Here is a 24,889-nt window from a genome sequence, read left to right on the forward strand (position 1 = left end):
ATGCGCAGCGCTATGTCAGCAGCGTTTACCAACTGGGCCCCGGCCTTCGCCGGGGTGGTAGAAGGGGTGACAAAATTGAAAGGCAATCCGCTCGTCCTTGTTCTCCCGCGAAGGCGGGAGCCCAGTCTGGGTCCCCGCCTTCGCGGGGAAACACGCTACCTTACGGCAGCTCTCAGACGGTAAAGCTTTCCCCACACCCGCACGCGCCCTTGGCGTTGGGGTTCTGGAACACGAACCCAGCGGTGAAGTCGTCCTCGACCCAATCCATCGTCGACCCGATCAGATACAGGATCGACCCACCATCGACGAACAAGGTCCCCCCTGGCGTATCGATCCGTTCGTCGAAAGGCTTGGTCTCGGTGACGTAATCCACCGAATAGGCCAGCCCCGAACACCCACGCTTGGGCGTCGACAGCTTGACCCCGATCGCATCTTCCGGAGCCCGCGCCATAAGGTCGGCGATCCGCGCATGCGCCGTCTCGGTGAGGTTCAGCGCCGCCGGCCGTGCTCGCAATGTCGTCGCCATGATCGTCCTTCCTTCCCCCCTCCCGTAAGCGGGAGGGGCCGGGGGTGGGCTCCCGGCCAGCCACTCATAACCGTCGGTCGCGAGGTGAGCGCGTGCCCACCCCCTGCCCCCTCCCGCTTGCGGGAGGGGAAAAGTCAAAGCATCCCGAGCTCTAACTTAGCCTCATCCGACATCTTCTGCGGATCCCAGGGCGGATCCCAGACCAGGTTCACTTCCGCAAACCCGACCCCCGGCACCGACCCGACCCGCATCTCCACCTCCGCCGGCATCGACTCCGCGACCGGGCAGTTCGGCGTGGTCAGCGTCATCGCCACCACCGCATGCCCGTCCTCGGTCACCTCGACGCCGTAGATCAGCCCCAGATCGTAGATGTTCACCGGAATCTCAGGGTCGTAGATTTCCTTCAGCGCCTCGATGATCGCATCGTACACAGCGCCGCCGGGCTCGACCGGCGAGTCCACCTGCGGCTTCTGCGCCAGGAAACCGGCCAGGTAATCCCGCTTCCGGTCTGCGTCGGAGTCCGTCTCCATCACGACGCGCGCCTTGGGCGGCGATGCGACAGAGTCCACTTCCTCGATCTCGAACCGATCGCTCATCCAAAAATCCTCGTTACTCGCTCGATACCGCGCACCAGCGCCTCGACGTCCGCCGGCCCGTTATACACGCCAAAGCTCGCGCGTGCCGTCGCCTCGACGCCCAGCGCCTCCATCAGCGGCTGCGCGCAGTGATGGCCGGCACGGATCGCGACGCGCTCCTCGTCCAATATGGTGCCGATGTCGTGCGGATGAACCCCCTCGATCGTGAAGCTCACGATGCCAGCGGAGTCCGCCGGGCCATAGAGGCGCACCGAATTGATTCCCGACAGCGCGTCGCGCGTCGCCGTCACCAGCGCGGTCTCGTGCGCGTGGATCGCGTCGAGGCCGATGCTCTCGACATAGTCGATCGCCGCATGCAACCCGAGCGCGCCGACGATATGCGGCGTCCCCGCCTCGAACCGACCCGGCGGCGGCGCGTAGGTGGTCCGGGCGAACGACACCTTGTCGATCATCGACCCGCCGCCCTGGTAGGGAGGCATCGCGTCGAGCAGCTCGGGCTTGGCCCACAACACGCCGATCCCGGTCGGCCCGTAGAGCTTGTGCCCGGAGAACACATAGAAATCACAGCCGATCGCCTTCACGTCGACCGCGATCCGCGGCACCGACTGGCATCCGTCGAGCAAAATCTTCGCCCCGACCGAATGCGCGATCTCGGTAGCGCGCTTGGCGTCGAGCACCGACCCGAGCACGTTCGAGACATGCCCGAGCGCGACCAGCTTGTGCGCCGGCGTGATCATCCGCTCCATCGCGTCGAGATCGATGCGGTGGTCGGGGGTCAACGGCAACACGTCGATCGCGACGCCGAGGCGCTCGGCGATCATCTGCCACGGCACGATGTTCGAATGATGCTCGAGCATCGAGAGCAGGATGCGGTCACCAGCCTTTAACTGCGTTCCGGCCCAGCAGGTCGCAACCAGATTGATCGCCTCGGTAGCACCGCGCACGAACACGATCTCGTCCGACGAACCTGCGCCGATGAAGCGCGCAACGGCCTTCCGCGCAGCCTCATAGGCGACCGTCATGTCGGCCGAGCGCTGGTACACGCCGCGATGCACAGTCGCGTAGGTCTCACCATACGCGCGCGTAATCGCGTCGACCACGACCTGCGGCTTCTGCGCAGTCGCGGCGGTATCGAGATACGCCCAACCTTCTGGGATCGCGGGGAAGTCCGACAGGCGGTTGAGCGCGTCCTCCCCGGAACGGGGAGGGGGACCGCGACGCGCAGCGGCGGGGTGGAGGGGGGCTTCCACAGACGCTACGCCCAGTGGAGAACCCCCTCCACCAGCTGCGCTGGTCCCCCTCCCCGTGCCGGGGAGGATTTCTGTCACGTCATTCACAACGCCCGCTCCAGCCACGCGTCCGCATCCGCCACGAAAGCCTCGCGCACCATCTCGTCCGCGATCTGCACGAACGCATCGCCGACGAACGCGCGCGTAAGCAGCGCCTGCGCCTTGGCATGCGGGATGCCGCGGCTCTGCATGTAGAACAGCGCACGCTGGTCGAGTTCGCCGACCGTCGCGCCATGCGCGCACTTCACGTCGTCAGCGAAGATCTCCAGCTCGGGCTTCAGGTTCACCGTCGCGGTGCGCTGCAACAGCAACCCGCGGAGCGACTGCACCCCGTCGGTCTTCTGCGCATCGCGCGCGACCTCGACCCGCGCCGCAAGGCTCGCGGTCGACTTGTCCGCCGCGACCGCACGCCAGATCTGCTTGCTCTGCCCGTTCAGCGCCGCATGTCGCACCGACACCGCGCACTCCTGCCGCTGGTCGTTCCGCGTCAGCAACGCCCCGCCATATTCGGCAAACGCGTCGTCGCCCGTCACCGTGATAGACCCATCGATCCGCGTCCCGGCATCGCCCGCGCCCAACACAGTGACGATCAGGCTCGCCTCGGCACCGATCTCGACCTCGTCGCGCAACGACACGAAACCACCGGCCTGAAGCAACCGCACCGCGCGCGTCAGCTTCGCACTTTTGCCAAGCATCATCCGCGTCGACCGGTTCGACCAGCCAGCCCCGACATAGGTCTCGACCACCGACGCGCTCGCTCCAGCGACGAGAACGATCTCCGCGGGAAGCTGGTTATCGCCACCCGTCGCGATGTGGACGATCTGGATCAGTTCGGTCGTCGCATCCGCGTCGACGCGCAAGGACCAGCCCAGGCCGGTCGTCCGACGTCCGAGCGCGTGCGATCCGCCGTCGATCGGTACGATCGTGACGTGCCGCAGATCGCTGCGCCCCTCGTCGAGCACGCCATCGACGAACACCGCCCGCGCACCCGGCAGATCGAGAAACCACTCGCGAGCATCCAGCGCAACACCGCGCGGCAGTTCAGCCGCCGCCGCAATCGCCGCCGGATCACCCCAGCGCCACGCCTCTTCACGCGTCGAGGGAAGTTCGGCCCTCAAATCCTCCCCGGCACGGGGAGGGGGACCGCGACGCGTAGCGGCGGGGTGGAGGGGGGCTTCCACAGACGCTACGTCCAGCGGAGAACCCCCTCCGCCAGCTTCGCTGGTCCCCCTCCCCGTACCGGGGAGGATTTGCGACAAGCTACTCACGCGGCGATCCCCACATAGCCTTCGCTCTCGAGCTGCTTGGCGAGGTCCTTGCCGCCCGAGCGGACGATCTTGCCGTCCGCCAGCACGTGGACGAAGTCCGGCTCCACGTAATCGAGCAGCCGCTGGTAATGCGTGATCAGCAGCACCGCCTTGTCGGGCGCGCGCATGATGCGGTTGATGCCATCGCCAACGACGCGCAGCGCATCGATGTCGAGACCCGAATCGGTTTCGTCGAGGATCGCGAATTTCGGGTTGACGATGCCCATCTGGACCATCTCGTTGCGCTTCTTCTCGCCGCCCGAAAAGCCGACGTTCACCGGCCGCTTGAGCATGTCGTAGTCCATGCCGAGCAGATCCGCCTGCCCACGCGCGAGCTTGAGGAACTCGCCCCCCGACAGCGGCTTCTCGTCCCGCGTCGCGCGCTGGGCGTTGAGCGCCTCGCGAAGGAACTGGACGTTCGACACGCCGGGGATCTCGACCGGATACTGGAAGCCGAGGAACACGCCCGCCGCGGCGCGCTCATGCGCCTCCAGCTCGAGCAGATCGACACCGTCGAACGTCACCGAACCCGCCGTGACCTCATAACCGGGCCGCCCGCCGAGCACATAGCCCAGCGTCGACTTGCCCGCGCCGTTCGGCCCCATGATCGCGTGCACCTCGCCCGCGCTCACTTCGAGCGACAGGCCCTTGAGGATTTCCTTGCCGTCGATCTCGGCGTGGAGGTTTTCAATTTTCAGCATCGAATGTAGCCCAATTCCAAATCTCTAAAATGCGAGGCGTCAATTACGCCAACCCTACCCCGTCATTCCCGCGAAGGCGGGAATCCACCCATCCGCATGCGCGAAAGGCGGAGTGGATTCCCGCCTTCGCGGGAATGACGGAACGGGGGGCTCACCCCACGGAGCCTTCCAACGAAATCCCCAGCAGCTTCTGCGCTTCGACCGCGAACTCCATCGGCAGCTGCTGCAACACCTCCCGTGCAAAGCCGTTCACGATCAGCGCGACCGCCGCCTCCTGGTCCAGCCCGCGCGACATCGCGTAGAACAGCTGGTCCTCGGAGATCTTCGACGTCGTCGCCTCATGCTCGATCTGCGCGGACGGGTTGCGGACCTCGATATACGGCACGGTATGCGCGCCGCACTGGTCGCCGAGCAACAGGCTGTCGCACTGCGTAAAGTTCCGCACGCCCTCTGCGGTCGGCGCAACGCGCACCAACCCGCGATAGGTGTTGTCCGAACGCCCCGCCGAAATCCCCTTCGACACGATCGTCGATCGCGTGTTCTTGCCGAGGTGGATCATCTTCGTGCCGGTATCGGCCTGCTGGCGATTGTTCGTCACCGCGACCGAATAGAATTCGCCGACCGAGCCATCGCCGAGTAGTACGCACGACGGGTATTTCCACGTGATCGCACTGCCGGTCTCGACCTGAGTCCAGCTGACCTTTGAGCTCTTCCCCTGGCACAGCGCGCGCTTGGTGACGAAATTATAGATCCCGCCGACGCCGTTCTCGTCGCCCGGATACCAGTTCTGCACGGTCGAATACTTGATCTCGGCATCGTCGAGCACAACCAGTTCGACCACCGCCGCATGCAGTTGGTTCTCGTCGCGCATCGGCGCGGTGCAGCCTTCGAGATACGAGACGTACGATCCCTTGTCCGCCACGATCAGCGTGCGCTCGAACTGCCCGGTATTCTCCGCGTTGATGCGGAAATACGTCGACAGCTCCATCGGGCAGCGGACGCCCTCCGGGATGTAGACGAACGTGCCGTCGGAGAAGACCGCCGAGTTCAACGTCGCGAAATAGTTATCGCGCTGCGGCACGACCTTGCCGAGCCACTTCCGGACGAGCTCGGGATATTCCTTGATCGCCTCGGAGATCGAGCGGAAGATCACGCCCGCAGCCTCGAGCTCCTTGCGGAACGTGGTCGCGACCGACACGCTGTCGAACACTGCATCCACCGCGACGCGACGCTTGGGCGTGCCGTCCTCGTTCAGCGGATCCTCGACCACGCCCGCCAGCATCTTCTGCTCGCCGATCGGGATACCGAGCTTCTCGTAGACGCGCAGGATCTCCGGATCGACCTCGTCGAGCGACCCGAGTTTAGGCTTCGCCTTGGGCTCCGCATAATAATACGCGTCCTGGTAATCGATCGGGGGCACGTTGAGCTTCGACCAGTCGGGCGCCTCCATCGTCTGCCACAACGCGAACGCCTTCAGCCGCCAGTCGAGCATCCACTGCGGCTCGCCCTTCTTGGCGGAAATGAAGCGCACCGTGTCTTCCGACAGACCTTTCGGCGCGAATTCCTGTTCGATGTCCGAGGAGAAACCCCACTCGTACGTCTTGTTCGCGGCGGCGTATGCCTCTGCGTTCCGGGTAGCCATTATCTGTCCTCGACCGCAAAGCGGCTCTCTAAAATCTCCGCGTCTCCGCGTCTCCGCGTGAACAAAACTGATTCACGCGGAGCCGCGGAGGCGCGGAGGAAAAGGTGGAACGCTGCGCGCGATGTGTTCGTCATGCGGGCACCTGTAAAACGGGGGTTTGCGAAAGGCTGGCAAGCGACACGCCGGCGAGCGCACCGCGGACCGCGCCGTTGACGGCGTTCCAGTGCGGCTTCACCTTGCACGTCTGCTCGACGCAGCAATCCTGCGATGCGCCATCGACGCAAGACGTCAGCGCGATCGGTCCCTCGACCGCCTCGATGATGTCGGCAAGCGAGATCATCGCGGGCGGTCGCGACAGGCGAAAGCCGCCGCCGGTGCCGCGCGTGCTCTCGATCAGCCCCGCCGCGGACAGCCGGCTGACCAGCTTCTGCACGGTCGGCAGCGGCACGCCGGTCTCCTCTGCCAGCAGCGTCGCGTTCAGCCGCGCGATACCGCCGCAATGACGCGCCGCGGCGCTCATCATCACGACTGCATAGTCGGCTAGGCTGGAAAGACGCATGGTGGCTTAAGAGTCCAATCGGACCGATATGATCCGATTGGTCAAATGGGCTTTGTGCACTGCATCGTCAACCCGCGGAGCCGTGCTAACGACTCGCAACTGGAGGCCGTTTTTCTTGCCGCTCATGCCCCGATTCGGCCCGCCCCCCTACAACCCGTCACCCCAGCGAAAGCTGGGGTCTCCTGGTTTGGGTCTGGCGCCTCGAACGGGGAGACCCCAGCTTTCGCTGGGGTGACGGAGAATGTGGGGTGACGGAAGAAGGGTTTGGCCACCCCAGCCGATATGCCTAAGAGCGCGCATGGCCTTCTACCACCCGATCCTCTTCCGTCTCGACGCCGAGCGCGCGCATACCCTCACGATCGCTGCGCTTGCCGCATGGGGGAAGGCCGGCACGCCGCTCGCCCCCAGCGTGCCGCGGCTCGCGACGACCGTGGCGGGGATCGCCTTCCCCAACCCCGTCGGCTTGGCGGCAGGCGTCGACAAGGACGGCCGCGCAATCGACGGGTTCTTCGGCTTGGGCTTCGGCAGCGTCGAGATCGGCACGCTCACGCCGCTCGCGCAGCCCGGCAACCCCAAACCCCGCATCTTCCGCCTCCCCGAAGACCGTGCGGTGATCAACCGTTTGGGCTTCAACAACGGCGGCCTCAATGGCGCGCTTCCCCGGGCACAGAGCGCAAAGCGGAACGGGGTTCTCGGCATCAACGTCGGCGCGAACAAGGACGCGACCGATCGCACCGCCGACTATGTCCACGGCGTGACCCGCGCCGCGCGCCACGCCGACTACATCACCATAAACATCAGCTCCCCCAACACCCCCGGCCTGCGCGACCTCCAGCACGGTGCAGCGCTCCGCGACCTCCTCGCCGCCTGCACCGCCGCCAAGGGCACGACGCCGATCTTCCTCAAGGTCGCCCCCGACCTCGAACCCGCCGACATCGACGACATCGCCCGCGCCGCGATCGACATCCGGATCGACGCGCTGATCGTCAACAACACGACGATCTCCCGCCCCAAAATGCGCTCGGCCAACTCAAAGGAAACCGGCGGCCTGTCCGGAGCCCCCCTCGCCCCGCTAGCCCGCCAACGCCTGTCGGATTTCCGCAAGGCCACCGGCGCAGCGATCCCGCTGATCTCGGTCGGCGGCGTAGACAGCGGCGCCGAAGCCTATGCCCGCCTCCGCGCCGGTGCGAGCCTCGTCCAACTCTACACCGCGCTGGTGTACGAAGGCCCCGGCCTCCCCGCCCGCATCCTCCGGGAACTGGACGCGCTACTCACCCGCGACGGCTTCGCCACGGTCGCCGACGCGGTGGGCGTAGACACCTAACGATCCTCCCCCGCCAGGGGGAGGTGGCTGGCCCTTGCCAGACGGAGGGGGAGGAAAAGGGCAACCTCTGTTCCTTGTCCTCCCCCTCCGTCGCCTACGGCGCCACCTCCCCCTGGCGGGGGAGGATCGTGAGGTCGAACCGCTAGACGGGTTGCCTAGTATTCGAACCACGCTAGGCTCGCGCTCGATGAAGATCTCCCTCCTAGCGCTCGCCCTCCTCGTCCCCACAGCCACCGTAGAGGCGCGCCAACCCGCCCCGGCAAAAGACCAGGGCATGGTCAGCGCCGCAGACCCCCGCGCCGCCGCCGCCGGCGTCGAGATCCTCCGCGCTGGCGGCAGCGCCACCGACGCCGCGATCGCCACGATGCTGGCCCTCAACGTCGTCGAGCCGCAAAGCTCGGGCATCGGCGGCGGCAGCTTCTGGATCTCCCACGCGGCCGGCGGCGCGCTCAGCACGATCGACGCGCGCGAAACCGCGCCCGCCGCCGCGGATGCGCGCTGGTTCTACGCCCCCGACGGCACGCCACTCAGCCACAGCGACGCAGTCCCCGGCGGACGCAGCGTTGGCATCCCCGGCGCACTCCGCGGCATGGCGCTCGCGCACCGCGCCTCGGGCAAACTCCCCTGGGCGCAACTGTTCGCCCCCGCGATCCGGCTCGCGACAAACGGTTTCCAGGCCTCACCCCGCCTCGTCAACGGGATGAAGGCGTATGGCGACCACATCACGCCCGAGACAAGGAAACTCTTCTCCGCCCCCGACGGCTCGCCGGTCGCGATCGGTGCCACGATCAAGAATCCGGAGCAGGCCGCGCTCCTCCAGCGCATCGCCACGCGCGGTCCGGACAGCTTCTACGTCGGCCCCGAGGCGCAGAAGATCGTCACCGCAGTCAACACCGCAGCGCGCAATCCGTCGAAGATGACGCTCGGCGACCTCGCCAGCTACGACGCCAAATCGCGCCCGCCGGTCTGCGTCAAATACCGCGTCTACCGCGTCTGCGGGATGGGCCCGCCCTCGTCCGGCGGCATCACCGTGCTGATGATCCTGAAGCAACTCGAACGCTTCGACATGGGCAAGCTCGGCAAGGACAGCGCGCAAGCCTGGCATTTGTTCGCCGAATCCTCGCGGCTCGCCTATGCCGACCGCGACCTCTACGTCGGCGATCCCGATTTCGTCCGCGTGCCGGTGCAGGGCATGCTCGACGCCAAGTATCTCGCGTCACGCTCGGCGCTGATCTCCCCCACCACCACGATGGCGACCGTCGTCGCCGGCTCGCCCCCCGGCGCTCCCGCGCGCGTCCGCGCACCGGTCAGCGAAGTCCCCGGCACCACCGACATCGCGACGGTCGACGCACGTGGCAACGTCGTCGAGGTCACCACCACCGTCGAGGGCTATTTCGGATCGGGTCTCACGGTCGACGGCACCGTGCTCAACAACCAGCTTACCGACTTCGACATCGTCCCCGAGAAGAACGGCGCGCTGGTCGCCAACCGTGTGGAGGGCGGCAAGCGACCGCGCAGTTCGATGTCGCCGACCATCGTCTACGGCCCCGACGGCAAAGTCCGCCTCGCGGTCGGCGCGGCAGGCGGTTCGACGATCATCGCACAGGTGGCCAAGGCGATAATCGGCGTGGTCGACTGGAAGCTGTCCGCGCAGGACTCGATCGCGCTCGGCCTGCTCTACGCTCCCGGCCACGTCGCCGCCGCCGAAGAGGGCACCGAGCGCGAGGCGATGGTCCCCGCGTTGCAGGCACTCGGCGAGACCGTCCAGGTCGCCGCGCTCGGCCTGAAAGCGAACGCGATCGAGCGCGTAGGCGGCAAATGGGTCGGTGCGGCCGACCCGCGCAGCGAGGGCGTCGCGATGAGCCAGGACGGCACCGTTACCCGGATTCAACGCGTCGGTGTCCTTCAGCGCGCGCCAGAATGACGCTGGGCAGGCACTCGCAGGCCCGCCTGAGCATCACATTGGGGTGACGGAGCGCGATACCGCGCGCTAAGAGCAGCCCATGACCATTCTTCTGACCGGCTCCAGTCGCGGTATCGGCGCGGCTATTCACACGGCGCTGACCGATGCGGGGGCCTCCGTTATCGGGCATGGGACCGCTAGCGGCATCCCGGCCGACTTCAGCGATCCCGAAGGGCCGACTGCGTTGTGGAACGCGGCGCTGGAGCAGGCTGGCGGCGCGATCGACGTCTTGATCAACAATGCGGGGGTGTTCGAGGCGGCACCGCTCGGCGATGACGACTGGACCGCGCAGTGGGAGCGGACGATGCGGATCAACCTCACCGCGTCGGCCGAGCTTTGCCGGTTGGCCGTGCTGCATTGGCAGGCTCGGGGTGTCGGCGGGCGGATCGTGAATATCGCGAGCCGGGCGGCGTATCGCGGGGATTCGCCGGCGCATTGGCATTATGCCGCGTCTAAGGCTGGGATGGTGGCGATGACCAAGACCATTGCTCGGGGCTATGCTCGGGAGGGCATTCTGGCGTTTGCGGTGTGCCCTGGGTTCACGATGACCGGGATGGCGGAGGATTATCTGTCGAGCCGGGGCGGCGATGCGTTGCTGGCTGATATTCCGCTCGGGCGGGTCGCGGCGCCTGACGAGATCGCGGCGGCGGCGAAGTTTCTGGCGTTGGAGGCGCCGGCGTCGATGACCGGGTCGGTGATCGACGTGAATGGGGCAAGCTATGTCCGATAGTTGGAAGCTTACCCTCCCCTGCACGCGGGCGGAGGCGGAGGCTATCGATGCGAGCGACGATCTGACGATCGACGGCGTGTTGATGACCACAGAGGAGATCGAGGACGACGTCGAATCTTGGCGGCTCGATGCGTATTTCGAGCATGAGCCGGCGGCGGATACGGTCGCGGCGGTGCGGGCGCTGGTGCCGAGTGCGGCGGGGGCCGAGATCGCGGTCGAGCGGTTGGGCGATGCGGACTGGGTGACGATGAGCCAGGCCGGGCTGGAGCCTTTGTCGGTCGGGCGGTTCTTTGTGCACACCGGCGCGCATTCGGGCGCGGTGCCGGCGGACAAGCGGGCGTTCCTGATCGAGGCTAGCCGGGCGTTCGGGACGGGGCATCATGAGACGACCAGCGGGTGTCTGGCGATGCTCGACGGGTTGGCGGATGCGTCGTTTGCGAACGTGATCGATATCGGGACGGGGACCGGGTTGCTGGCGTTTGCCGCGGCGCATCTTTGGCCTGCGGCGAAGGTGATGGGGACGGATATCGATCCGGTCTCGATCGATGTGACGGCTGAGAATGCGGCGCTGAATGGAGTCGAGGGGATCGATCTGGTTGTGGCGGACGGTACGCTGGACGACGCAATCGTGGTTCGCGCGCCGTATGATCTGGTGATCGCGAATATTCTGGCGGGGCCGCTGGTGTCTATGGCGCCGGAGATTGCTTCGATTTCGGATGCGGGGGCGACGATCGTGCTGGCCGGGTTGCTGGAGACTCAGCGGGCTGGCGTCGTGGCGGCGTATGAGGCTTGCGGGTGTTCGCTCGAGGCGGTCGACCGGCGGGGGGATTGGAGTGTGCTTCGGTTGCGCGCTGGGGCGGATAGGTTCGTGGCGGAGGGGCCGTTCGATCCCAAGGGGCGTGATGGGTGGGCGTTGGATATTTGAGCCCAGGGTAGAAGGTTGTTCCCCCGCGAAGGCGGGGGTCCAGTCTGGGCCCCCGCCTTCGCGGGGGAACAAGTTGGGGAAGGGTTACCCTCACCCCACTTCCGCCGCCACCCCGGCGGAGGCCGGGGCCCAGTTGGGTGAACCCTTGAGATAGAACCGCACCGCTATCCCAACTGGGCCCCGGCCTTCGCCGGGGTGGTGGCTTCTAGATCATGCTTATGCAGTCTCAGCGGACGCCTTCGACGTCGCGTAGTCCTGCGTACCCTCGGTTATCACCACATCGCCCGGCTCGATCCGCGCGACGGGAATATCCGGGAGCGCCTTCAGCTCTTCGTACAGCGGTGCGAAATCCGTCTCTACCGTCAGTCTCAACAACTCCTCGAAGCTCGGAATGACGAAGTAGTTCTGCTGGAAATCGTCGATCCGGTATTCGGTCCGCATCACCCGGGCGAGGTCGAGCGCGATCCGGTTGGGGCTCGGGTCGTCGAGCGCGAACCGCGTTTCTGCGTAGCTGGAGACGATGCCGGAGCCGTAGATGCGCAGGCCTTCGGGTTCCGCGATCAGGCCGAACTCGACCGTGTACCAGTAGAGCCGGCCTAGATACTTCAGCGCGTCGAGCCCCAGCGCACGCTGGCCACCGCGGCCGTAGGCGGCGAGGTAGTCGGCGAAGACCGGATCCGCCAACATCGGGACGTGGCCGAACACGTCGTGGAAGACGTCGGGTTCCTGCAGATAGTCGAGCTGGTCGGGGCGGCGGATGAAGTTGCCGGCGACGAAGCGGCGGTTCGCCATGTGGTCGAAGAACACGTCGTCGGGCACGAGGCCGGGCACCGCGACGACCGACCAGCCAGTGAGCTTCGTCAAGCGTTCGGACAGCTCCTCGAAATCGGGGATGCCCGGCTTCGACAGCTTCAGGACATCAAGCCCGCGCAGCCAGGCGTTCGAGGCGCGGCCGGGGAGCAGCTTCGACTGGCGCGCGAACAGCGTGTCCCAGGTCGCGTGATCCTCCGCGGTGTAATCCGCCCAGTTCTGCGGGATCGTCCAGTCGGGAGCGCCTTCGGGCGGGGTGCTCAGTACGTGTGTGTCATTGGCCATGCGGCTGGTCTAGCATGACGGAATGAAGACGGAAACGCGCTGGGTTAAGTGGATTATTTGGGCGATCGCCGCGGTGTTCGGGGTGGTTGCGAGCTATGCGGTGGCGGGGTTGGTCGGCGGGTCGATCCCGAGCAACCGCGACTGGCGGGCGCCGGCCGAGGGCGTGCATATCTTCGTCGAGAGCAACGGCGTGCATACCGGGATCATCGTGCCGAAGGTCGCGGCCGGGGTGGACTGGCGCGGGGTAGCTCGGGCGGAGGATTTGCGCGACCCGCGCTATGGTGCGTTCGATCATGTGGCGTTCGGGTGGGGGGAGAAGACTTTTTATCTGGAGACGCCGACCTGGGCGGACGTGAAGCTGCGCACCGTGATCGGCGCGGCGTTCGGCAGTACGCGGACGTTGATGCATGTCGACCATCTGCCGAGGCCGCGCGCGGGCGATGGGGCTCGGGAGATCGTGGTGACGCCCGCGCAGTATCGGCGGTTGGCGGCGTATATCCGGGCTAGCTTTCGGGATGGGGGTGCGCGGTATCGGGGGTATGCTGGGTATGATGCGTTTTACGAGGCTAACGGGCGGTATAGCGCGGTGCGGACGTGTAATGCTTGGACGGGGGATGCGCTGCGGTTTGCGGGGGTTCGGGTTGGGTGGTGGACGCCGTTTCCGGTTACTGTGATGGGGTGGTTTTGAGCCAAGCTTGTTCTCCCGCGAAGGCGGGAGTCCAGACTGGGCTCCCGCCTTCGCGGGAGAACAAGGAAGTCAGAAAACATTGGCTTGGGGCACCACCCCGGCGGAGGCCGGGGTCCAGTTGGGGGACGTTGCTGACTGAGCGCAGCGCTACGTTACTCCTGTTTCCCAACTGGGCCCCGGCCTTCGCCGGGGTGGTAGAAGGGAGGTCAGTTCCCGGCGCGGTAGCCTTGGTATTGGCCGCATTCCGAGCGCTGCGGGTCCTTGTTGCAGCGCTTCGCGAGCTCCTTGCGCTGTTTGCCTTCTTCGGCTTCCTGCTTGCGCATCTTCTTGCCGTAGTTGCGGTCCGATTCTTCCTGGCTGGTGGTCGTCCAGTCGACCGCCTTGCCGGCGACCTGGAACGGTGCCTTCACGATCGAGGTTGCGGTGCTGATGCAGCCACTTACGAGGAACGGCAGCACCGCGAGTACGGGAAGAACCTTACGCATTCACTTCACTCCTGCGCGCAACCGGCCGCGCGCTTCTGCCCCGTATAGCGGAAAGTCGGTGAAGAAACCGTCGATACCTTGTGCAAGCCCTGCGTCGATCTCCGCGGCGATGTCGCCGTGGGCTGCGGGGTCGGTGCCGCGGCGGAAGCGGGTCGGTTCGAAATAGTTTTCGGCGCGGTAGGTCCAGGGGTGGACGCGTAGACCCGCGGCGTGCGCATCGGCGACCAGCGTGGTGGGGGTCGCGTCGGTCCAGAGCATGCTCTTGTTCGGGCCGATGCCGTAGGCGTAGGCGGCGACCGCCTTCAGGCCCTCGGGCGTGATCATCGCCTTGTAGCTCGGCTGTGCGCCATCGGCGGGACCGCCCTCCCCGTCCATGAGCTGGATCAGGCGGACTTTCGTCATCTTGTGAAGGCGCTGGAGATTGGCGACCTCGAACGACTGGATGAAGACCGGCGCCTTCGCTGAATCCCAGCCGGCCTCGCGCAGTTCGGCGACCAGTTTCGCGTCGGTCGGGTGGCCGATCTTGGCGAAATAGGTCGGATGCTTGGTCTCGGGATAGATGCCGATCGTCCGGCCCGTCTCGGTCGTGCGGCGCTTGGCGAGCGCGATGATCTCGGCGAGCGTCGGGATCTGGAACTGGCCGTCATACGCCGTGTTCGCGGGGCGGAGCTTTGGCAGGCGCTCCTTCGCGCGGAGTGTCTTCAGTTCGGCGAGCGTGAAGTCCTCGACGAACCAGCCGGTCATCGTCTGGCCGTCGATCGTCTTGGTGGTTTTCCGCGCGGCGAACTCGGGGTGGTCGGCGACGTTGGTCGTCTCGGCGATGTTGTTCTCATGCCGCGCGACGAGGACGTCGTCCTTGGTCGGGACGAGATCGGGCTCGATGAAGTCCGCGCCCTGGTCGATCGCGAGCGAATAGGCCGCCAGCGTGTGCTCGGGGCGGAGACCGCTCGCACCGCGGTGCGCAATCACGATTGGGGGCGACAATCGGGAAGAAGCTGGCGTCATCGCTGCAGCTTGCCCGCTTGCCGCGACGAGCGCCAGCGCGCCGATGTGTGAGAGCTTGTCGCAATAGGAAACGATCGGTCGCATCGGCGTTGAGTCCTCGAAATCCGTACATTCCCGGCACATTCAACCAGGGGCATCCCCATGCATTTCACGATCAATGGTCAATCATATGACGCCGAGCCCGATATTCGCACGTCGGTGCTCGACCTGTGCCGCGAGCATCTCGGGCTGACGGGCTCGAAGAAGGGCTGCGATCATGGCCAGTGCGGTGCGTGCACGGTGCTGATCAACGGGCGCCGGGTCAATTCCTGCCTGACGCTCGCGGTGATGCACCAGGACGACGAGATCACGACGATCGAGGGCATCGGCCAGCCGGGCAACCTGCACGCGTTGCAGGACGCGTTCGTGCGGCATGACGGCTATCAGTGCGGATACTGCACGCCGGGGCAGATCTGTTCGGCGGTCGGCATGCTCGACGAGGTCAAGAAGGGCTGGGCCAGCCATGCGTCGGGCGACCTGACCGATCCGAAGTTCGACGATGCCGAGATTTCCGAGCGGATGAGCGGCAATCTGTGCCGTTGCGCCGCGTATCCGAACATCGTCGATGCGATCCGCGAAGTCGGTGGTGCCGAGCCCGCAGGCCGGACCGCAGACGAGAAGGACGCCGCGATGGAAGCCAACGCGCGCGGGGAGCTGGTGGCATGAAGACCTTCACCTACGAGAAGCCCGCCACGCCCGAGGCTGCGGTCAAGGATATCGATACGAGCGGCGCCAAGTTCATCGCGGGCGGTACGAACCTGCTCGACCTGATGAAGTTGCAGGTCGAGACGCCGGACAAGCTGGTCGACATCTCGCGGCTCGATCTCGCGAAGATCGAGGAGCGCGAGGATGGCGGGCTGACGATCGGTGCGCTGGTGCCGAACAGCGATCTCGCCGCCGACCGTCGCGTCGTCGCCAAGTACGAAGTGCTGAGCCGCGCGTTGCTGGCCGGCGCGTCGGGGCAGTTGCGCAACAAGGCGTCGACCGGGGGCAATCTGCTCCAGCGGACGCGGTGCTATTATTTCTACGACACGGCGGCGGCGTGCAACAAGCGCGCGCCCGGTAGCGGCTGTTCGGCAATCGGCGGCTTTAACCGCATCCTCGCCGTGCTGGGGACGAGCGAGCACTGCATCGCGACCCACCCGAGCGACATGGCGGTGGCGATGCGCGCGCTCGACGCGACGATCGTGACGCTCAAGGCAGACGGCGATCGGCGGCGGATCTCGATCCACGACTTTTATCGCCTGCCGGGCGATACGCCGCAGATCGAGAACGCGCTCGAGGCGGGTGAACTGATCACGCACATCGAGCTGCCGGCGCCGGTCAAGGGCAAGCAGGAATACCGCAAGGTGCGAGACCGTGCGTCCTATGCGTTCGCGCTCGTCTCGGTGGCCGCGATCGTCGACGTGCAGGACGGCGTGATCGCGTCGGCCTCGCTCGCGTTCGGCGGGCTTGGGCCGATGCCGTGGCGCAACCCGGCGGTCGAGGCGGCGCTGGTCGGCAAGGCGCCGTCCGATGCCGTGTTCGAGGCTGCGGCGACGGCGCTGCTGGCCGACGCCAAGGGCTACGGCTCGAACGACTTCAAGATCCCCCTCGCCCGTCGCACGCTGATCGCGACGCTGCGCAACGTCACGGGAGCATAAGCATGTTTGGTCTTGGCACTACGAATAGCCTGACGATGGACAAGCCGCATCCGGACAGTCTTCTGGATACGGGCGTCCAGGGCGTCATCGGCAAGCCGCTCGACCGGATCGACGGCCCGCTGAAGGTCACGGGCACGGCGACCTATGCCGCGGAATACCAGTTCGCGAACATGGCGTATGGCGTACTGGTCGGCACGAAGATCTCGGCGGGCAAGGTCGTCTCGATCGACGTCGACGCCGTGAAGGCGATCCCCGGCGTGATCGACGTCGTCACCGATTCCGACCAGTTCATCCGCGTTTCGGCGCAGGGTGGCGCGACCGACGCGCCGACGCAGGGCGTGAAGGACATCGCGTTCTTCGGCCAGATCGTCGCGATCGTGCTCGCCGAGAGCTTCGAGGTCGCGCGCGATGCGGCGGCGCGCCTGCCGATCGAATATGACGAGGCCGAGGGTCAGTACGACTTCGCCGCGCACCGCGACGAGACACGGACGCCGCCGGACGATGCGACGCCCGCGCACTTCAAGCAGGGCGACGTCGACAAGGCGATGGCCGAGGCGGCGGTGACGATCGATTCGACCTATGTCACGCCGAGCCAGAACTCGGCGGCTATGGAGCCACATGCCTCGACCGCGGTGTGGGAAGAGGACGGATCGCTGTCGCTGTACGGCGCGTACCAGATGCCGACCTCGGATGCGCAGCAGCTGGCGAAGTCGTTGGGCTTGTCCGAGAAGAAGGTGCGGATCATCGCGCGCTATATCGGTGGCGGGTTCGGGTCGAAGCTCGGAATCGCGCCCGAGAGCGTCGCGGCGGCGATCGCGGCGAAGCAGCTTGGCCGTCCGGTCAAGGCGGTGATGTCGCGCCCGCAGGTGTTCGAGGCGACGGTGCGTCGGTCGAATACCGAGCAGCATGTGCGGCTTGCGGCCGACGCTGACGGCAAGTTGCTGGCGATCGGTCACGAGACGCTGACCTCGAACCAGCCGACCGAGGATTATTTCGAACCGGCGGGTATCGGCACGCATCTGCTGTACGGCGGTGAGAACCGGCTGATCACGCATGAGGTGGTCGATGTGAACTTCGTGCTGTCGGGCTCGATGCGCGCGCCGGGCGAGGCGGTCGGGATGCTCGCGCTCGAGGGCGCGATGGACGAGCTGGCCGAGAAGCTCGAGATGGATCCGATCGAGCTGCGCAAGCGCAACGATCCGAAGATCGACCCCGAAAAGGACGTGCCCTATTCGTCGCGCAACCTGACGCGCGCGCTCGACGAGGGTGCGAAGAAGTTCGGCTGGGACAAGCGCCAGAAGGCCGGCACGCGGCGCGAGGGCGAGTGGCTGATCGGCATGGGCGTCGCGTCGGCGGTGCGCGGCAACATGATGATGGAATCGTCCGCCAAGGTCGAGATCCACCCGGACGGCTCGGCGACGGTGTCGTCGGCGATGACCGATATCGGCACGGGCAGCTACACGATCCTGGCGCAGATCGCGTCGGAGATCCTGGGGATTCCGGTCGACAACATCACGATGTCGCTGGGCGATACCAACGATCCTCCGGCAGCGGGTTCGGGTGGTTCGTGGGGTGCGGCGTCTTCAGGTACAGCCGTGTATCTGGCCTGCGAGATGCTGCGCGGGAAGCTCGCCAAGGCGGCGGGCGTCGACGAGGACGGCCTGACGTTGAAGGACGGCAAGGCGATCGGCGACAACCGCTCGACGCCGATCGGCGAGCTGGTCGGCAAGGGCCTCGAGGCTATTGGACACATCAAGCCGGGCAAGCAGGAGAAGGAGACGACGCAGGCCGGGTTCGGCGCGCATTTCGCCGAGGTCGCGGTCAACGTGGTCACCGGCGAAACGCGGGTGCGGCGGATGCTCGGGTCGTTTGCGGCTGGGCGCGTCCTCAACGCGAAGACCGCGCGGTCGCAGTGCCTGGGCGGGATGACGTTCGGGATCGGCACGGCGCTTACCGAGGACCTCGTGCATGACACACGGACCGGCAAGCTGGTGAACCACGATCTCGGCGAATACCACGTGCCGGCCAATGCGGACGTGCCGCAGATGGACGTCCACTTCGTCGACGAGCGCGACATCCATGCGAACCCGATCCACGCGAAGGGCATTGGTGAGCTGGGGATTTCGGGCGCGGGTGCGGCCGTGGCGAACGCGGTGTATAACGCGACGGGTATCCGGGTGCGGGAGTTCCCGATCACGCTGGACAAGCTGCTGGATCAGTTGCCGGCTGTTTGAGGGCTTACACCGACCGCCTCCTCCTAGTTCCCCCGCGAAAGCGGGGGCCCAGGAGCCACGCAGGATAACGCCCGTAACCCTGGATCCCCGCCTTCGCGGGGAAACGGGAAATGTTGCGGGCGTTTTCTTTCAGGCGCGGAAGGGCGGTCCGTCTCGTCAAACACCCCCGCCCTACCCATATCCCTCCCTCCACTCGAGGACCGCAGAATGAACGAACACGTGATGGATGCGGCGTTTCGGCCGAGCGGTCTCGACCGTGCGAAGCAGGGCGTTCTCGGGCTGGGGCTCGACCGGATCGAGGGGCCGGCGAAGGTCACCGGCGTCGCGGACTATGCGTATGAGGGCACTCCCGACGGCATCGCCTACGCGGCGATCGTCGGCACGCCCGTAGGCAGTGGGCGCATCCTCGGCATCGACGTCAGCGCCGCCGAGGCGTTGCCCGGTGTCATCGCCGTCATCCATAACGACGCGCGCATGCCGGCCGGCGAGTCCAATTCGCGCGCAATGCCGCTGTTCGATACCGACGTCATCCTCCACCTCGGCCAGCCGGTCGCGATCGTCGTCGCGGAGGATCAGGCGATCGCGCGCGGTGCCGCGGCGTTGGTCGTGGTTCGTACCGAGGCGGGCGAGGACCGGTTCGACGTCGAGGCGCAGCCGGTCGATACCGCGCCGAAAATCGGTTTCCTGCCGCCGATCGACAAGGGCGATCTCGACGCGGTGATGGCCGATGCGGCGGTGACGTTCGACCGGACCTACACGACGCCCGTACATTTCCCCGCCGCGCTGGAGCCGCATGCGACCACTGCGTGGTGGGAGGGCGATAAGCTCACCGTACGCTCCAGCAACCAGGTGATCGGCGGCGCGCGGAAGACGATCGCAAAGGCGCTGAAGATCGATGCGGACAAGGTGCGCGTGCTCGCGCCGTATGTCGGCGGCGGGTTCGGGGGCAAGACCGGCGTCGGTCCAGAGGCGATCCTCGCGGCGATCGCGGCGGAGGTCGTCGGGCGGCCGGTGAAGGTCGCGCTGCCCCGCCGCCAGACCGCGTACATGGTGCATCACCGTTCGCACACGACGCAGCGGATCCGGATCGCCGCCGACGCGAACGGCGTGATCCTCGGCATGGGGCATGAGAGCGTCGTCGCGCAGAACGACGATGGCGAATTTCTCGAGCCGGTGCCGTTCGGGACTCTGCCGCTGTACCGGGGCGACGCGCGGCGGTTCAAGACCGACCTGGTGCGTGTCGACCTGCCCGCTAGTGGCGCGGTGCGCGCACCGGGCGAGGCGGTCGGGACGTTCGGTGTCGAGTGCGCGATGGATGAACTGGCCGAGCAGCTCGGGATCGACCCGATCGAGCTGCGGCGGCGCAACGAGCCCGACACCGATCCGGTGAGCGGCAAACCGTTCTCCACGCGGCGGATGCTCGATTGCTATACGCAGGGCGCCGAGCGGTTCGGCTGGCCTGCGAGCGTGCCGGCGCCGGGTTCGGTGCGCGACGGCGAGTGGCTGATCGGGATCGGCATGGCGGCGAGCCTGCGCGGCAACTTCACCGTCGAGGCGCAGGCGCGTGTTCGGCTGGAGGCGGATGGCCGCGCGACGGTCGAGTGCGACATGACCGATATCGGCACGGGGACGTACACCATTCTCGCGCAGACCGCGGGCGAGATGCTCGGGCTGCCGGTCGCCGAGGTGAACGTGCGGATCGGCGATACCGACTTCCCGCCGAGCGCGGGGTCGGGCGGATCGTTCGGCGCTGGCAGCGCGTGTTCGGCGGTGGTGCTGGCGTGCGAGGATATCCTTGGCGAACTGGCGCTGCGGATGAATGCGGCGCCCGAGGATCTGAGCCTGCACGATGGGTGCGTGAGCGCTGGCGGGCGATCGGTGAAGCTCGCCGATCTGGTCCGCGGTGAGCCGATCGTGGCGATGGGCAAGACCGGGCCGGGTGCCGAGAGCAAGCGCACCAGCCAGGCTAGCCACGGCGCGCACTTCGTCGAGGTCGCGGTGAACGCGGTGACGGGCGAGACGCGGGTGCGGCGGATGCTGGGCGTGTTCGATGTCGGGCGCGTGCTCAATCGCAAGACCGCGACGAGCCAGATCACTGGCGGGATGGCGTGGGGGATCGCGTATGCGCTGACCGAGGAGGGCATCGTCGACACGCGGACGGGGGCGTTCGTGAACCCCGATTTCGGCGAGTATCATGTTGCGGTGAATGCCGACATTCCGCAGCTGGAAGTGCATTTCATCGAGGAGATCGATGACTCCGCGAACCCGGTGGGGGCGAAGGGCGTTGGCGAGTTGGGGATCTCCGGCGCGGGGGCTGCGGTGGCGAATGCGATCTACAACGCGACGGGGGTTCGGGTTCGGGACTTTCCGGTGACGCTCGACAAGCTGCTCGAGGGTTTGCCCGCCATCTGATCCTCCCCGGCACGGGGAGGGGGATCGCGCCCCTTGGCGTGGTGGAGGGGGCGACCCCAAGCGTAACGTCTGCGGCTGGCCCCCTCCACCAGCTGCGCTGGTCCCCCTCCCCGCGTGCGGGGAGGAATAGAAGAGAGACAACATGGCCGAAAACGATAGCGTGCTCGCTGCTGCGAAGACCTGGAAGGGCGAGAGGATGGCGATCGCCACGGTCGTCTCGACCTGGGGATCCGCGCCGCGGCCCAAGGGGAGCCATATGCTCGTCCATGCCGATGGGCGGTTCGAGGGATCGGTCTCCGGCGGGTGCGTCGAGAGCGACATCCTGGCCACCGCCGCGGAGGTGATCGCCGGCGCGCCATTCCAGCTGCGCAACTACGGCGTGGCGGATGCGGCGGCGTGGGAAGTCGGGCTGCCGTGCGGCGGCGAGATCGCGGTGATGGTACAGCCGGTGTCCGCCGAGGGGTTCGATCCCGAACTGTTCGACCGGATCGCCGATGCGCGCGACCAGGGCGATGCGCTGACCGTGACGACCGACCTCGCCACCGGGCACAGCGATGCGCGGCCACTGGAAACGGGGGAAGTGTTCGTCAATCGCTACGATCCGCCACGCCGGCTGCTGATCGTCGGCGCGGTGCAGATCGCGCAGGCTCTGGCGGGGCTGGCACGCGAACTCGGGATCGAGACGGTGGTGATCGACCCGCGCGCGCGCTTCCTGACCGAGGAGCGGTTTCCGGGCGTGACGCTCGACGACCGCTGGCCCGACGAGGCGATCGCCGCGCTCCGCCCCGGCCCGTCGACCGCGGTCGTGACGCTGAGCCACGACATCAAGATCGACGATCCTGCGCTGATCGCGGCGCTCGCGTCCGATGCTGCGTATGTCGGCGCGCTCGGCAGCCGCAAGAGCCATGCGGCGCGGCGCGAGCGGCTTGCCTCGGAGGGCGTTACGGCGGAGAATATCGACCGGATCGATGCGCCGGTCGGGCTCGACATCGGCGCGATCGGACCATCGGAAATCGCGCTGTCGGTAGCCGCGGCGATGATAGGAGCGTTCAATGATCGCCGCTGAAAACGTCTTCCTCATCCTCCTCGCGGCCGGGCGCTCGGAGCGGTTCGGCATTCCGAACAAGCTCGAGGTGCCGTTCCTCAACAAGCCGCTCGGGATGCACGTCGTCACGGCGTTCGAGAATATTCCGTTCAAGCGCCGGCTGGTCGTCACCGACGGCTGCAAGCTCGACTTCATCAGCCATCATTTCGAGGTGGTGCATAACGACGATCCGTCGTCAGGCATGTCGCAGTCGGTGAAGCTCGGCGTGCAGTGCGCCAAGGACGAGGGCGCGGAGGCGGTGCTGATCGCGCTGGCCGACATGCCGCGCGTGACCGCGGCGCATATCTACCGGATGCTTGATGCCGCCGACAGCGCGGACGCGGTGGTCGCGTCGAGCGATGGCGAAAAGCCGAGCCCCCCTGCCCTGTTCGGGCGCGAGCGGTTCGATTTCCTGCTGACGCTGGACGGCGATGCGGGTGCGCGCGATCTGGTGAAGGCGGGGCGGCATGTCGTGACTGCGCCCGCCGAACTGATCGATATCGATACGCCCGAGGATCTGGACCGGCTGCAGGCGCTGGTCCGCGATCCCAAGGCGGCGATCACTCGTGCCTTAACGCGTCGATAGGGTTCATCGCGGCGGCTCGGCGCGCCGGGAAATAGCCAAAGACGACGCCGATCACCGCGGAGATCGCGAACGCGAAGATGTTGATCTCGGGCACGAACAGCCACTGAACCTTGATCAGCGGCGCGATGATCGCGATCGCGGCCTGCGCGACGATCAGCCCGATGACGCCGCCGAGGCACGAGAGTGCGATCGCCTCGACGAGGAACTGCAACAGCACTTCGCGCGCGACCGCGCCGATGGCCAAACGGATACCGATCTCGCGCGTGCGCTCGGTCACCGACACCAGCATGATGTTCATGATGCCGATCCCGCCGACCACCAGGCTGATCCCGGCGACCGCGGCGACGATGCCGGTAAGCAGGGTCGTGGTGCCGGTCAGCGTGTCCGAAATCTGCTTGGTATCGAAGATGTTGAAGTCGTCGGGCTTGTCGCCGGTGATGGTACGGCGTTCGCGGAGCAGGTCGGTGATCCCGGCCTGCACCGTGCTGGTCGAGAAACGCTCATCGACGCCGACCAGCATCAGGCGGATATCGCGGTTGCCGGTGAAGCGCCGCTGGACCGCCTTGATCGGCATGACCACGGTGTCGTCCTGATCGCCGCCGAACCCGGCCTGGCCGCGGGTAGTCAGCACGCCGATCACGTCGCAGCTGATCGGTCCGATACGGAAACGGTGGCCGACCGGATCGCCGCCGGGGAACAGGTTTTTCGAGACGGTATTGCCGATGATGCAGACCGCGGCACCGGCGCTTTCCTCGACCGGTGTCCAGCGGCGGCCCGAGGCGAGCGGCCATGGCTGGACCTGGAAGATGGCGTCGGTGGTGCCGTTGATCGTGGTCGACCAGTTGGCGCCTTCGTAGATCGCGGTGGCAGTGGCGCTGGCTTGCGGCGCGACCGCGGTGACGCCGGCGATCTGGTTGGCGATCGCGGCGACGTCCTCGGGCTTGAAGTCGGGCGGGCGCGGGCCGCCGCCGCCACGACCGAAGCCCTGGCCGGGGCGGACCTGGAGGATGTTGGTGCCGAGCGCGGAGATCGACTGCTGCACGGCGGCGGTGGTCGCCTTGCCGAGCGTGACCATCGTTACCACCGCGCCGACGCCGATGACGATGCCGAGGATGGTGAGGAACGATCGCAGGAGGTGGCGGCGGATCGAACGGAGCGCGAGGACGAGAGTTGTGCCGAACATTAGCTTTCTTCCCCCCCGCCCGCTTGCGGGAGGGGGTTGCGGGGTGGGCTCGCGTTAACGGCAAGCGCAGCGGTCGAAGTGCGCGCGACTGTCGCTGGCGTTGCGTTCGAGGTGAGCGCGTGCCCACCCCCGGCCCCTCCCGCTTGCGGGAGGGGGGAAGATAAGGCGCCGCTCACGATTCCACGCTTTCGCCCTGGCGGTGCTGGCTTTCGATGCGTTCTACCAGGCCGTCTTTAAAGTGGACCACCGTCCGCGCGAAGGCGGCCATGTCGGGTTCGTGCGTGACCATCAGGACCGTGATGTTCTTCTCCGCGTTCAGCCGCGTGAGCAACTGCATGATCTCGACCGAGCGTTCGCTGTCGAGATTGCCGGTCGGTTCGTCGGCGAGCAGTACGTCGGGGCTCGTCACCAGCGCGCGGGCGATCGCGACGCGCTGTTGCTGGCCACCGGAGAGTTCGGCGGGGGTGTGGTCCCACCAGTCCGCAAGGCCGACGGTGTCGAGACTCGCCATCGCCGCATCTCGGCGCGCGCGCTTTTCGTCGCCGCGGTAGAGCAAGGGTAGCTCGACATTCTCCAGCGCGGACGTGCGGCTGAGCAGGTTGAAGCCCTGGAACACGAAGCCGAGATATTTCCGCCGGAGCAGCGCGCGCTGGTCGCGGTCGAGCGTCTCGACGTGGTGGCCGCGGAACAGGAAGGTGCCGTCGCTCGGCACGTCGAGGCAGCCGAGGATGTTCATCGTCGTCGACTTGCCCGACCCCGACGGCCCCATCACCGCCACGAAATCGCCCGCCGCGATGTCGAGGTCGACGCCCTTGAGCGCCTGGAACATCGTCGCGCCCTGCCCGTACGTCTTGGTGACGCCGCGCAGGGAGA

The 24,889-nt window shown here is 66.7% G+C and carries 23 protein-coding genes; 11 read left to right on the forward strand and 12 right to left on the reverse strand.

Going from position 1 to position 24,889, the window contains the following annotated elements; genetic code table 11:
* Positions 1-172: 172 nt before the first annotated feature.
* From C8J46_RS13795 to C8J46_RS13825, 7 genes are all read right to left on the reverse strand, one after another.
* Positions 173-526: an iron-sulfur cluster assembly accessory protein gene (locus C8J46_RS13795; RefSeq protein ID WP_132740222.1), complete on the reverse strand. Its 354-nt coding sequence runs from the start codon at positions 524-526 to the stop codon at positions 173-175.
* A gap of 134 nt (positions 527-660) precedes the next feature.
* Entirely contained in the window at positions 661-1,122 is a 462-nt protein-coding gene (locus C8J46_RS13800) for an SUF system Fe-S cluster assembly protein (RefSeq protein WP_132740224.1), read from the reverse strand.
* Entirely contained in the window at positions 1,119-2,297 is a 1,179-nt protein-coding gene (locus tag C8J46_RS13805; RefSeq protein ID WP_243643424.1) for a cysteine desulfurase, read from the reverse strand. Before C8J46_RS13805 ends, C8J46_RS13800 begins: the two co-directional genes overlap by 4 nt.
* A gap of 158 nt (positions 2,298-2,455) precedes the next feature.
* A complete protein-coding gene (locus C8J46_RS13810) occupies positions 2,456-3,529 on the reverse strand; it encodes a SufD family Fe-S cluster assembly protein (RefSeq protein WP_132740229.1) in 1,074 nt (357 codons plus the stop codon).
* A 146-nt stretch (positions 3,530-3,675) separates the two neighbouring features.
* On the reverse strand, positions 3,676-4,419 hold the full coding sequence (sufC, locus tag C8J46_RS13815; protein WP_132740232.1) for a Fe-S cluster assembly ATPase SufC: 744 nt from the start codon (positions 4,417-4,419) through the stop codon (positions 3,676-3,678).
* A 151-nt stretch (positions 4,420-4,570) separates the two neighbouring features.
* Positions 4,571-6,061: a Fe-S cluster assembly protein SufB gene (gene sufB / locus C8J46_RS13820; RefSeq protein ID WP_132740234.1), complete on the reverse strand. Its 1,491-nt coding sequence runs from the start codon at positions 6,059-6,061 to the stop codon at positions 4,571-4,573.
* A 130-nt stretch (positions 6,062-6,191) separates the two neighbouring features.
* Positions 6,192-6,620 (reverse strand): SUF system Fe-S cluster assembly regulator, encoded by a 429-nt coding sequence (locus C8J46_RS13825; protein ID WP_056057656.1) that lies wholly within the window; start codon positions 6,618-6,620, stop codon positions 6,192-6,194.
* A 298-nt stretch (positions 6,621-6,918) separates the two neighbouring features.
* On the opposite strand from C8J46_RS13825, the gene C8J46_RS13830 reads away from it, so the two are divergent.
* The 4 genes from C8J46_RS13830 to C8J46_RS13845 all read left to right on the forward strand — a co-directional run bounded on the left by C8J46_RS13830 (position 6,919) and on the right by C8J46_RS13845 (position 11,562).
* Positions 6,919-7,944: a quinone-dependent dihydroorotate dehydrogenase gene (locus C8J46_RS13830; RefSeq protein WP_132740237.1), complete on the forward strand. Its 1,026-nt coding sequence runs from the start codon at positions 6,919-6,921 to the stop codon at positions 7,942-7,944.
* Between the two features lie 187 nt (positions 7,945-8,131).
* Positions 8,132-9,868, forward strand: coding sequence for a gamma-glutamyltransferase (gene ggt / locus C8J46_RS13835; protein WP_165886552.1), 1,737 nt, complete (start codon positions 8,132-8,134; stop codon positions 9,866-9,868).
* Positions 9,869-9,947: 79 nt separating this feature from the next.
* The gene (locus C8J46_RS13840; protein ID WP_132740239.1) at positions 9,948-10,637 is read left to right on the forward strand and encodes an SDR family oxidoreductase; all 690 of its coding nucleotides are present in this window, start codon (positions 9,948-9,950) and stop codon (positions 10,635-10,637) included.
* On the forward strand, positions 10,627-11,562 hold the full coding sequence (locus C8J46_RS13845; protein ID WP_132740242.1) for a 50S ribosomal protein L11 methyltransferase: 936 nt from the start codon (positions 10,627-10,629) through the stop codon (positions 11,560-11,562). The genes C8J46_RS13840 and C8J46_RS13845 overlap by 11 nt, the downstream gene beginning before the upstream one ends.
* Before the next feature lie 216 nt (positions 11,563-11,778).
* Here the strand turns inward: C8J46_RS13845 and phhA are convergent, their stop codons facing one another.
* The gene (phhA, locus tag C8J46_RS13850; protein ID WP_132740244.1) at positions 11,779-12,657 is read right to left on the reverse strand and encodes a phenylalanine 4-monooxygenase; all 879 of its coding nucleotides are present in this window, start codon (positions 12,655-12,657) and stop codon (positions 11,779-11,781) included.
* A 22-nt stretch (positions 12,658-12,679) separates the two neighbouring features.
* Here phhA and C8J46_RS13855 point away from each other — a divergent pair, with 22 nt between their 5' ends.
* Positions 12,680-13,345, forward strand: coding sequence for a TIGR02117 family protein (locus tag C8J46_RS13855; RefSeq protein WP_132740247.1), 666 nt, complete (start codon positions 12,680-12,682; stop codon positions 13,343-13,345).
* A gap of 206 nt (positions 13,346-13,551) precedes the next feature.
* Here the strand turns inward: C8J46_RS13855 and C8J46_RS13860 are convergent, their stop codons facing one another.
* Both C8J46_RS13860 and C8J46_RS13865 read right to left on the reverse strand, forming a co-directional pair.
* On the reverse strand, positions 13,552-13,830 hold the full coding sequence (locus C8J46_RS13860; RefSeq protein WP_132740250.1) for a hypothetical protein: 279 nt from the start codon (positions 13,828-13,830) through the stop codon (positions 13,552-13,554).
* Positions 13,831-14,835 (reverse strand): glycerophosphodiester phosphodiesterase, encoded by a 1,005-nt coding sequence (locus C8J46_RS13865; RefSeq protein ID WP_132740828.1) that lies wholly within the window; start codon positions 14,833-14,835, stop codon positions 13,831-13,833.
* 141 nt (positions 14,836-14,976) lie between these two features.
* Between C8J46_RS13865 and C8J46_RS13870 the strand changes: the two genes are divergently transcribed.
* From C8J46_RS13870 to C8J46_RS13895, 6 genes are all read left to right on the forward strand, one after another.
* Entirely contained in the window at positions 14,977-15,540 is a 564-nt protein-coding gene (locus tag C8J46_RS13870; RefSeq protein ID WP_082441359.1) for a 2Fe-2S iron-sulfur cluster-binding protein, read from the forward strand.
* The gene (locus C8J46_RS13875) at positions 15,537-16,517 is read left to right on the forward strand and encodes a xanthine dehydrogenase family protein subunit M (protein WP_132740253.1); all 981 of its coding nucleotides are present in this window, start codon (positions 15,537-15,539) and stop codon (positions 16,515-16,517) included. Before C8J46_RS13870 ends, C8J46_RS13875 begins: the two co-directional genes overlap by 4 nt.
* A 35-nt stretch (positions 16,518-16,552) precedes the next feature.
* Positions 16,553-18,751, forward strand: a complete 2,199-nt coding sequence (locus tag C8J46_RS13880; protein WP_243643389.1) for a xanthine dehydrogenase family protein molybdopterin-binding subunit — start codon at positions 16,553-16,555, stop codon at positions 18,749-18,751.
* A 207-nt stretch (positions 18,752-18,958) separates the two neighbouring features.
* Entirely contained in the window at positions 18,959-21,163 is a 2,205-nt protein-coding gene (locus C8J46_RS13885; protein WP_132740259.1) for a xanthine dehydrogenase family protein molybdopterin-binding subunit, read from the forward strand.
* 142 nt (positions 21,164-21,305) lie between these two features.
* Positions 21,306-22,229, forward strand: a complete 924-nt coding sequence (locus tag C8J46_RS13890) for an XdhC family protein (RefSeq protein ID WP_132740262.1) — start codon at positions 21,306-21,308, stop codon at positions 22,227-22,229.
* Entirely contained in the window at positions 22,216-22,833 is a 618-nt protein-coding gene (locus C8J46_RS13895) for a nucleotidyltransferase family protein (RefSeq protein ID WP_093396750.1), read from the forward strand. Before C8J46_RS13890 ends, C8J46_RS13895 begins: the two co-directional genes overlap by 14 nt.
* Here the strand turns inward: C8J46_RS13895 and C8J46_RS13900 are convergent.
* Together C8J46_RS13900 and C8J46_RS13905 are read right to left on the reverse strand one after the other, a co-directional pair.
* Entirely contained in the window at positions 22,808-24,016 is a 1,209-nt protein-coding gene (locus C8J46_RS13900) for an ABC transporter permease (protein ID WP_056060727.1), read from the reverse strand. The genes C8J46_RS13895 and C8J46_RS13900 overlap by 26 nt on opposite strands.
* A gap of 172 nt (positions 24,017-24,188) precedes the next feature.
* Positions 24,189-24,845 (reverse strand): ABC transporter ATP-binding protein, encoded by a 657-nt coding sequence (locus C8J46_RS13905; RefSeq protein ID WP_243643425.1) that lies wholly within the window; start codon positions 24,843-24,845, stop codon positions 24,189-24,191.
* Between the last annotated feature and the right edge of the window lie 44 nt (positions 24,846-24,889).

It is taken from the genome of Sphingomonas sp. PP-F2F-A104-K0414, from assembly GCF_004340945.1.
GTDB lineage: Bacteria > Pseudomonadota > Alphaproteobacteria > Sphingomonadales > Sphingomonadaceae > Sphingomonas.

Coding starts and splice junctions, on each gene's coding strand:
- C8J46_RS13795 (WP_132740222.1), bottom strand. CDS start 526: ATGGCGACGACATTGCGAGCACGGCCGGCGGCGCTGAACCTCACCGAG.
- C8J46_RS13800 (WP_132740224.1), bottom strand. CDS start 1,122: ATGAGCGATCGGTTCGAGATCGAGGAAGTGGACTCTGTCGCATCGCCG.
- sufC (WP_132740232.1), bottom strand. CDS start 4,419: ATGCTGAAAATTGAAAACCTCCACGCCGAGATCGACGGCAAGGAAATC.
- sufB (WP_132740234.1), bottom strand. CDS start 6,061: ATGGCTACCCGGAACGCAGAGGCATACGCCGCCGCGAACAAGACGTAC.
- C8J46_RS13825 (WP_056057656.1), bottom strand. CDS start 6,620: ATGCGTCTTTCCAGCCTAGCCGACTATGCAGTCGTGATGATGAGCGCC.
- C8J46_RS13830 (WP_132740237.1), top strand. CDS start 6,919: ATGGCCTTCTACCACCCGATCCTCTTCCGTCTCGACGCCGAGCGCGCG.
- ggt (WP_165886552.1), top strand. CDS start 8,132: ATGAAGATCTCCCTCCTAGCGCTCGCCCTCCTCGTCCCCACAGCCACC.
- C8J46_RS13840 (WP_132740239.1), top strand. CDS start 9,948: ATGACCATTCTTCTGACCGGCTCCAGTCGCGGTATCGGCGCGGCTATT.
- C8J46_RS13845 (WP_132740242.1), top strand. CDS start 10,627: ATGTCCGATAGTTGGAAGCTTACCCTCCCCTGCACGCGGGCGGAGGCG.
- phhA (WP_132740244.1), bottom strand. CDS start 12,657: ATGGCCAATGACACACACGTACTGAGCACCCCGCCCGAAGGCGCTCCC.
- C8J46_RS13855 (WP_132740247.1), top strand. CDS start 12,680: ATGAAGACGGAAACGCGCTGGGTTAAGTGGATTATTTGGGCGATCGCC.
- C8J46_RS13860 (WP_132740250.1), bottom strand. CDS start 13,830: ATGCGTAAGGTTCTTCCCGTACTCGCGGTGCTGCCGTTCCTCGTAAGT.
- C8J46_RS13865 (WP_132740828.1), bottom strand. CDS start 14,835: ATGACGCCAGCTTCTTCCCGATTGTCGCCCCCAATCGTGATTGCGCAC.
- C8J46_RS13870 (WP_082441359.1), top strand. CDS start 14,977: ATGCATTTCACGATCAATGGTCAATCATATGACGCCGAGCCCGATATT.
- C8J46_RS13875 (WP_132740253.1), top strand. CDS start 15,537: ATGAAGACCTTCACCTACGAGAAGCCCGCCACGCCCGAGGCTGCGGTC.
- C8J46_RS13880 (WP_243643389.1), top strand. CDS start 16,553: ATGGACAAGCCGCATCCGGACAGTCTTCTGGATACGGGCGTCCAGGGC.
- C8J46_RS13885 (WP_132740259.1), top strand. CDS start 18,959: ATGAACGAACACGTGATGGATGCGGCGTTTCGGCCGAGCGGTCTCGAC.
- C8J46_RS13890 (WP_132740262.1), top strand. CDS start 21,306: ATGGCCGAAAACGATAGCGTGCTCGCTGCTGCGAAGACCTGGAAGGGC.
- C8J46_RS13895 (WP_093396750.1), top strand. CDS start 22,216: ATGATCGCCGCTGAAAACGTCTTCCTCATCCTCCTCGCGGCCGGGCGC.
- C8J46_RS13900 (WP_056060727.1), bottom strand. CDS start 24,016: ATGTTCGGCACAACTCTCGTCCTCGCGCTCCGTTCGATCCGCCGCCAC.
- C8J46_RS13905 (WP_243643425.1), bottom strand. CDS start 24,845: ATGTTCCAGGCGCTCAAGGGCGTCGACCTCGACATCGCGGCGGGCGAT.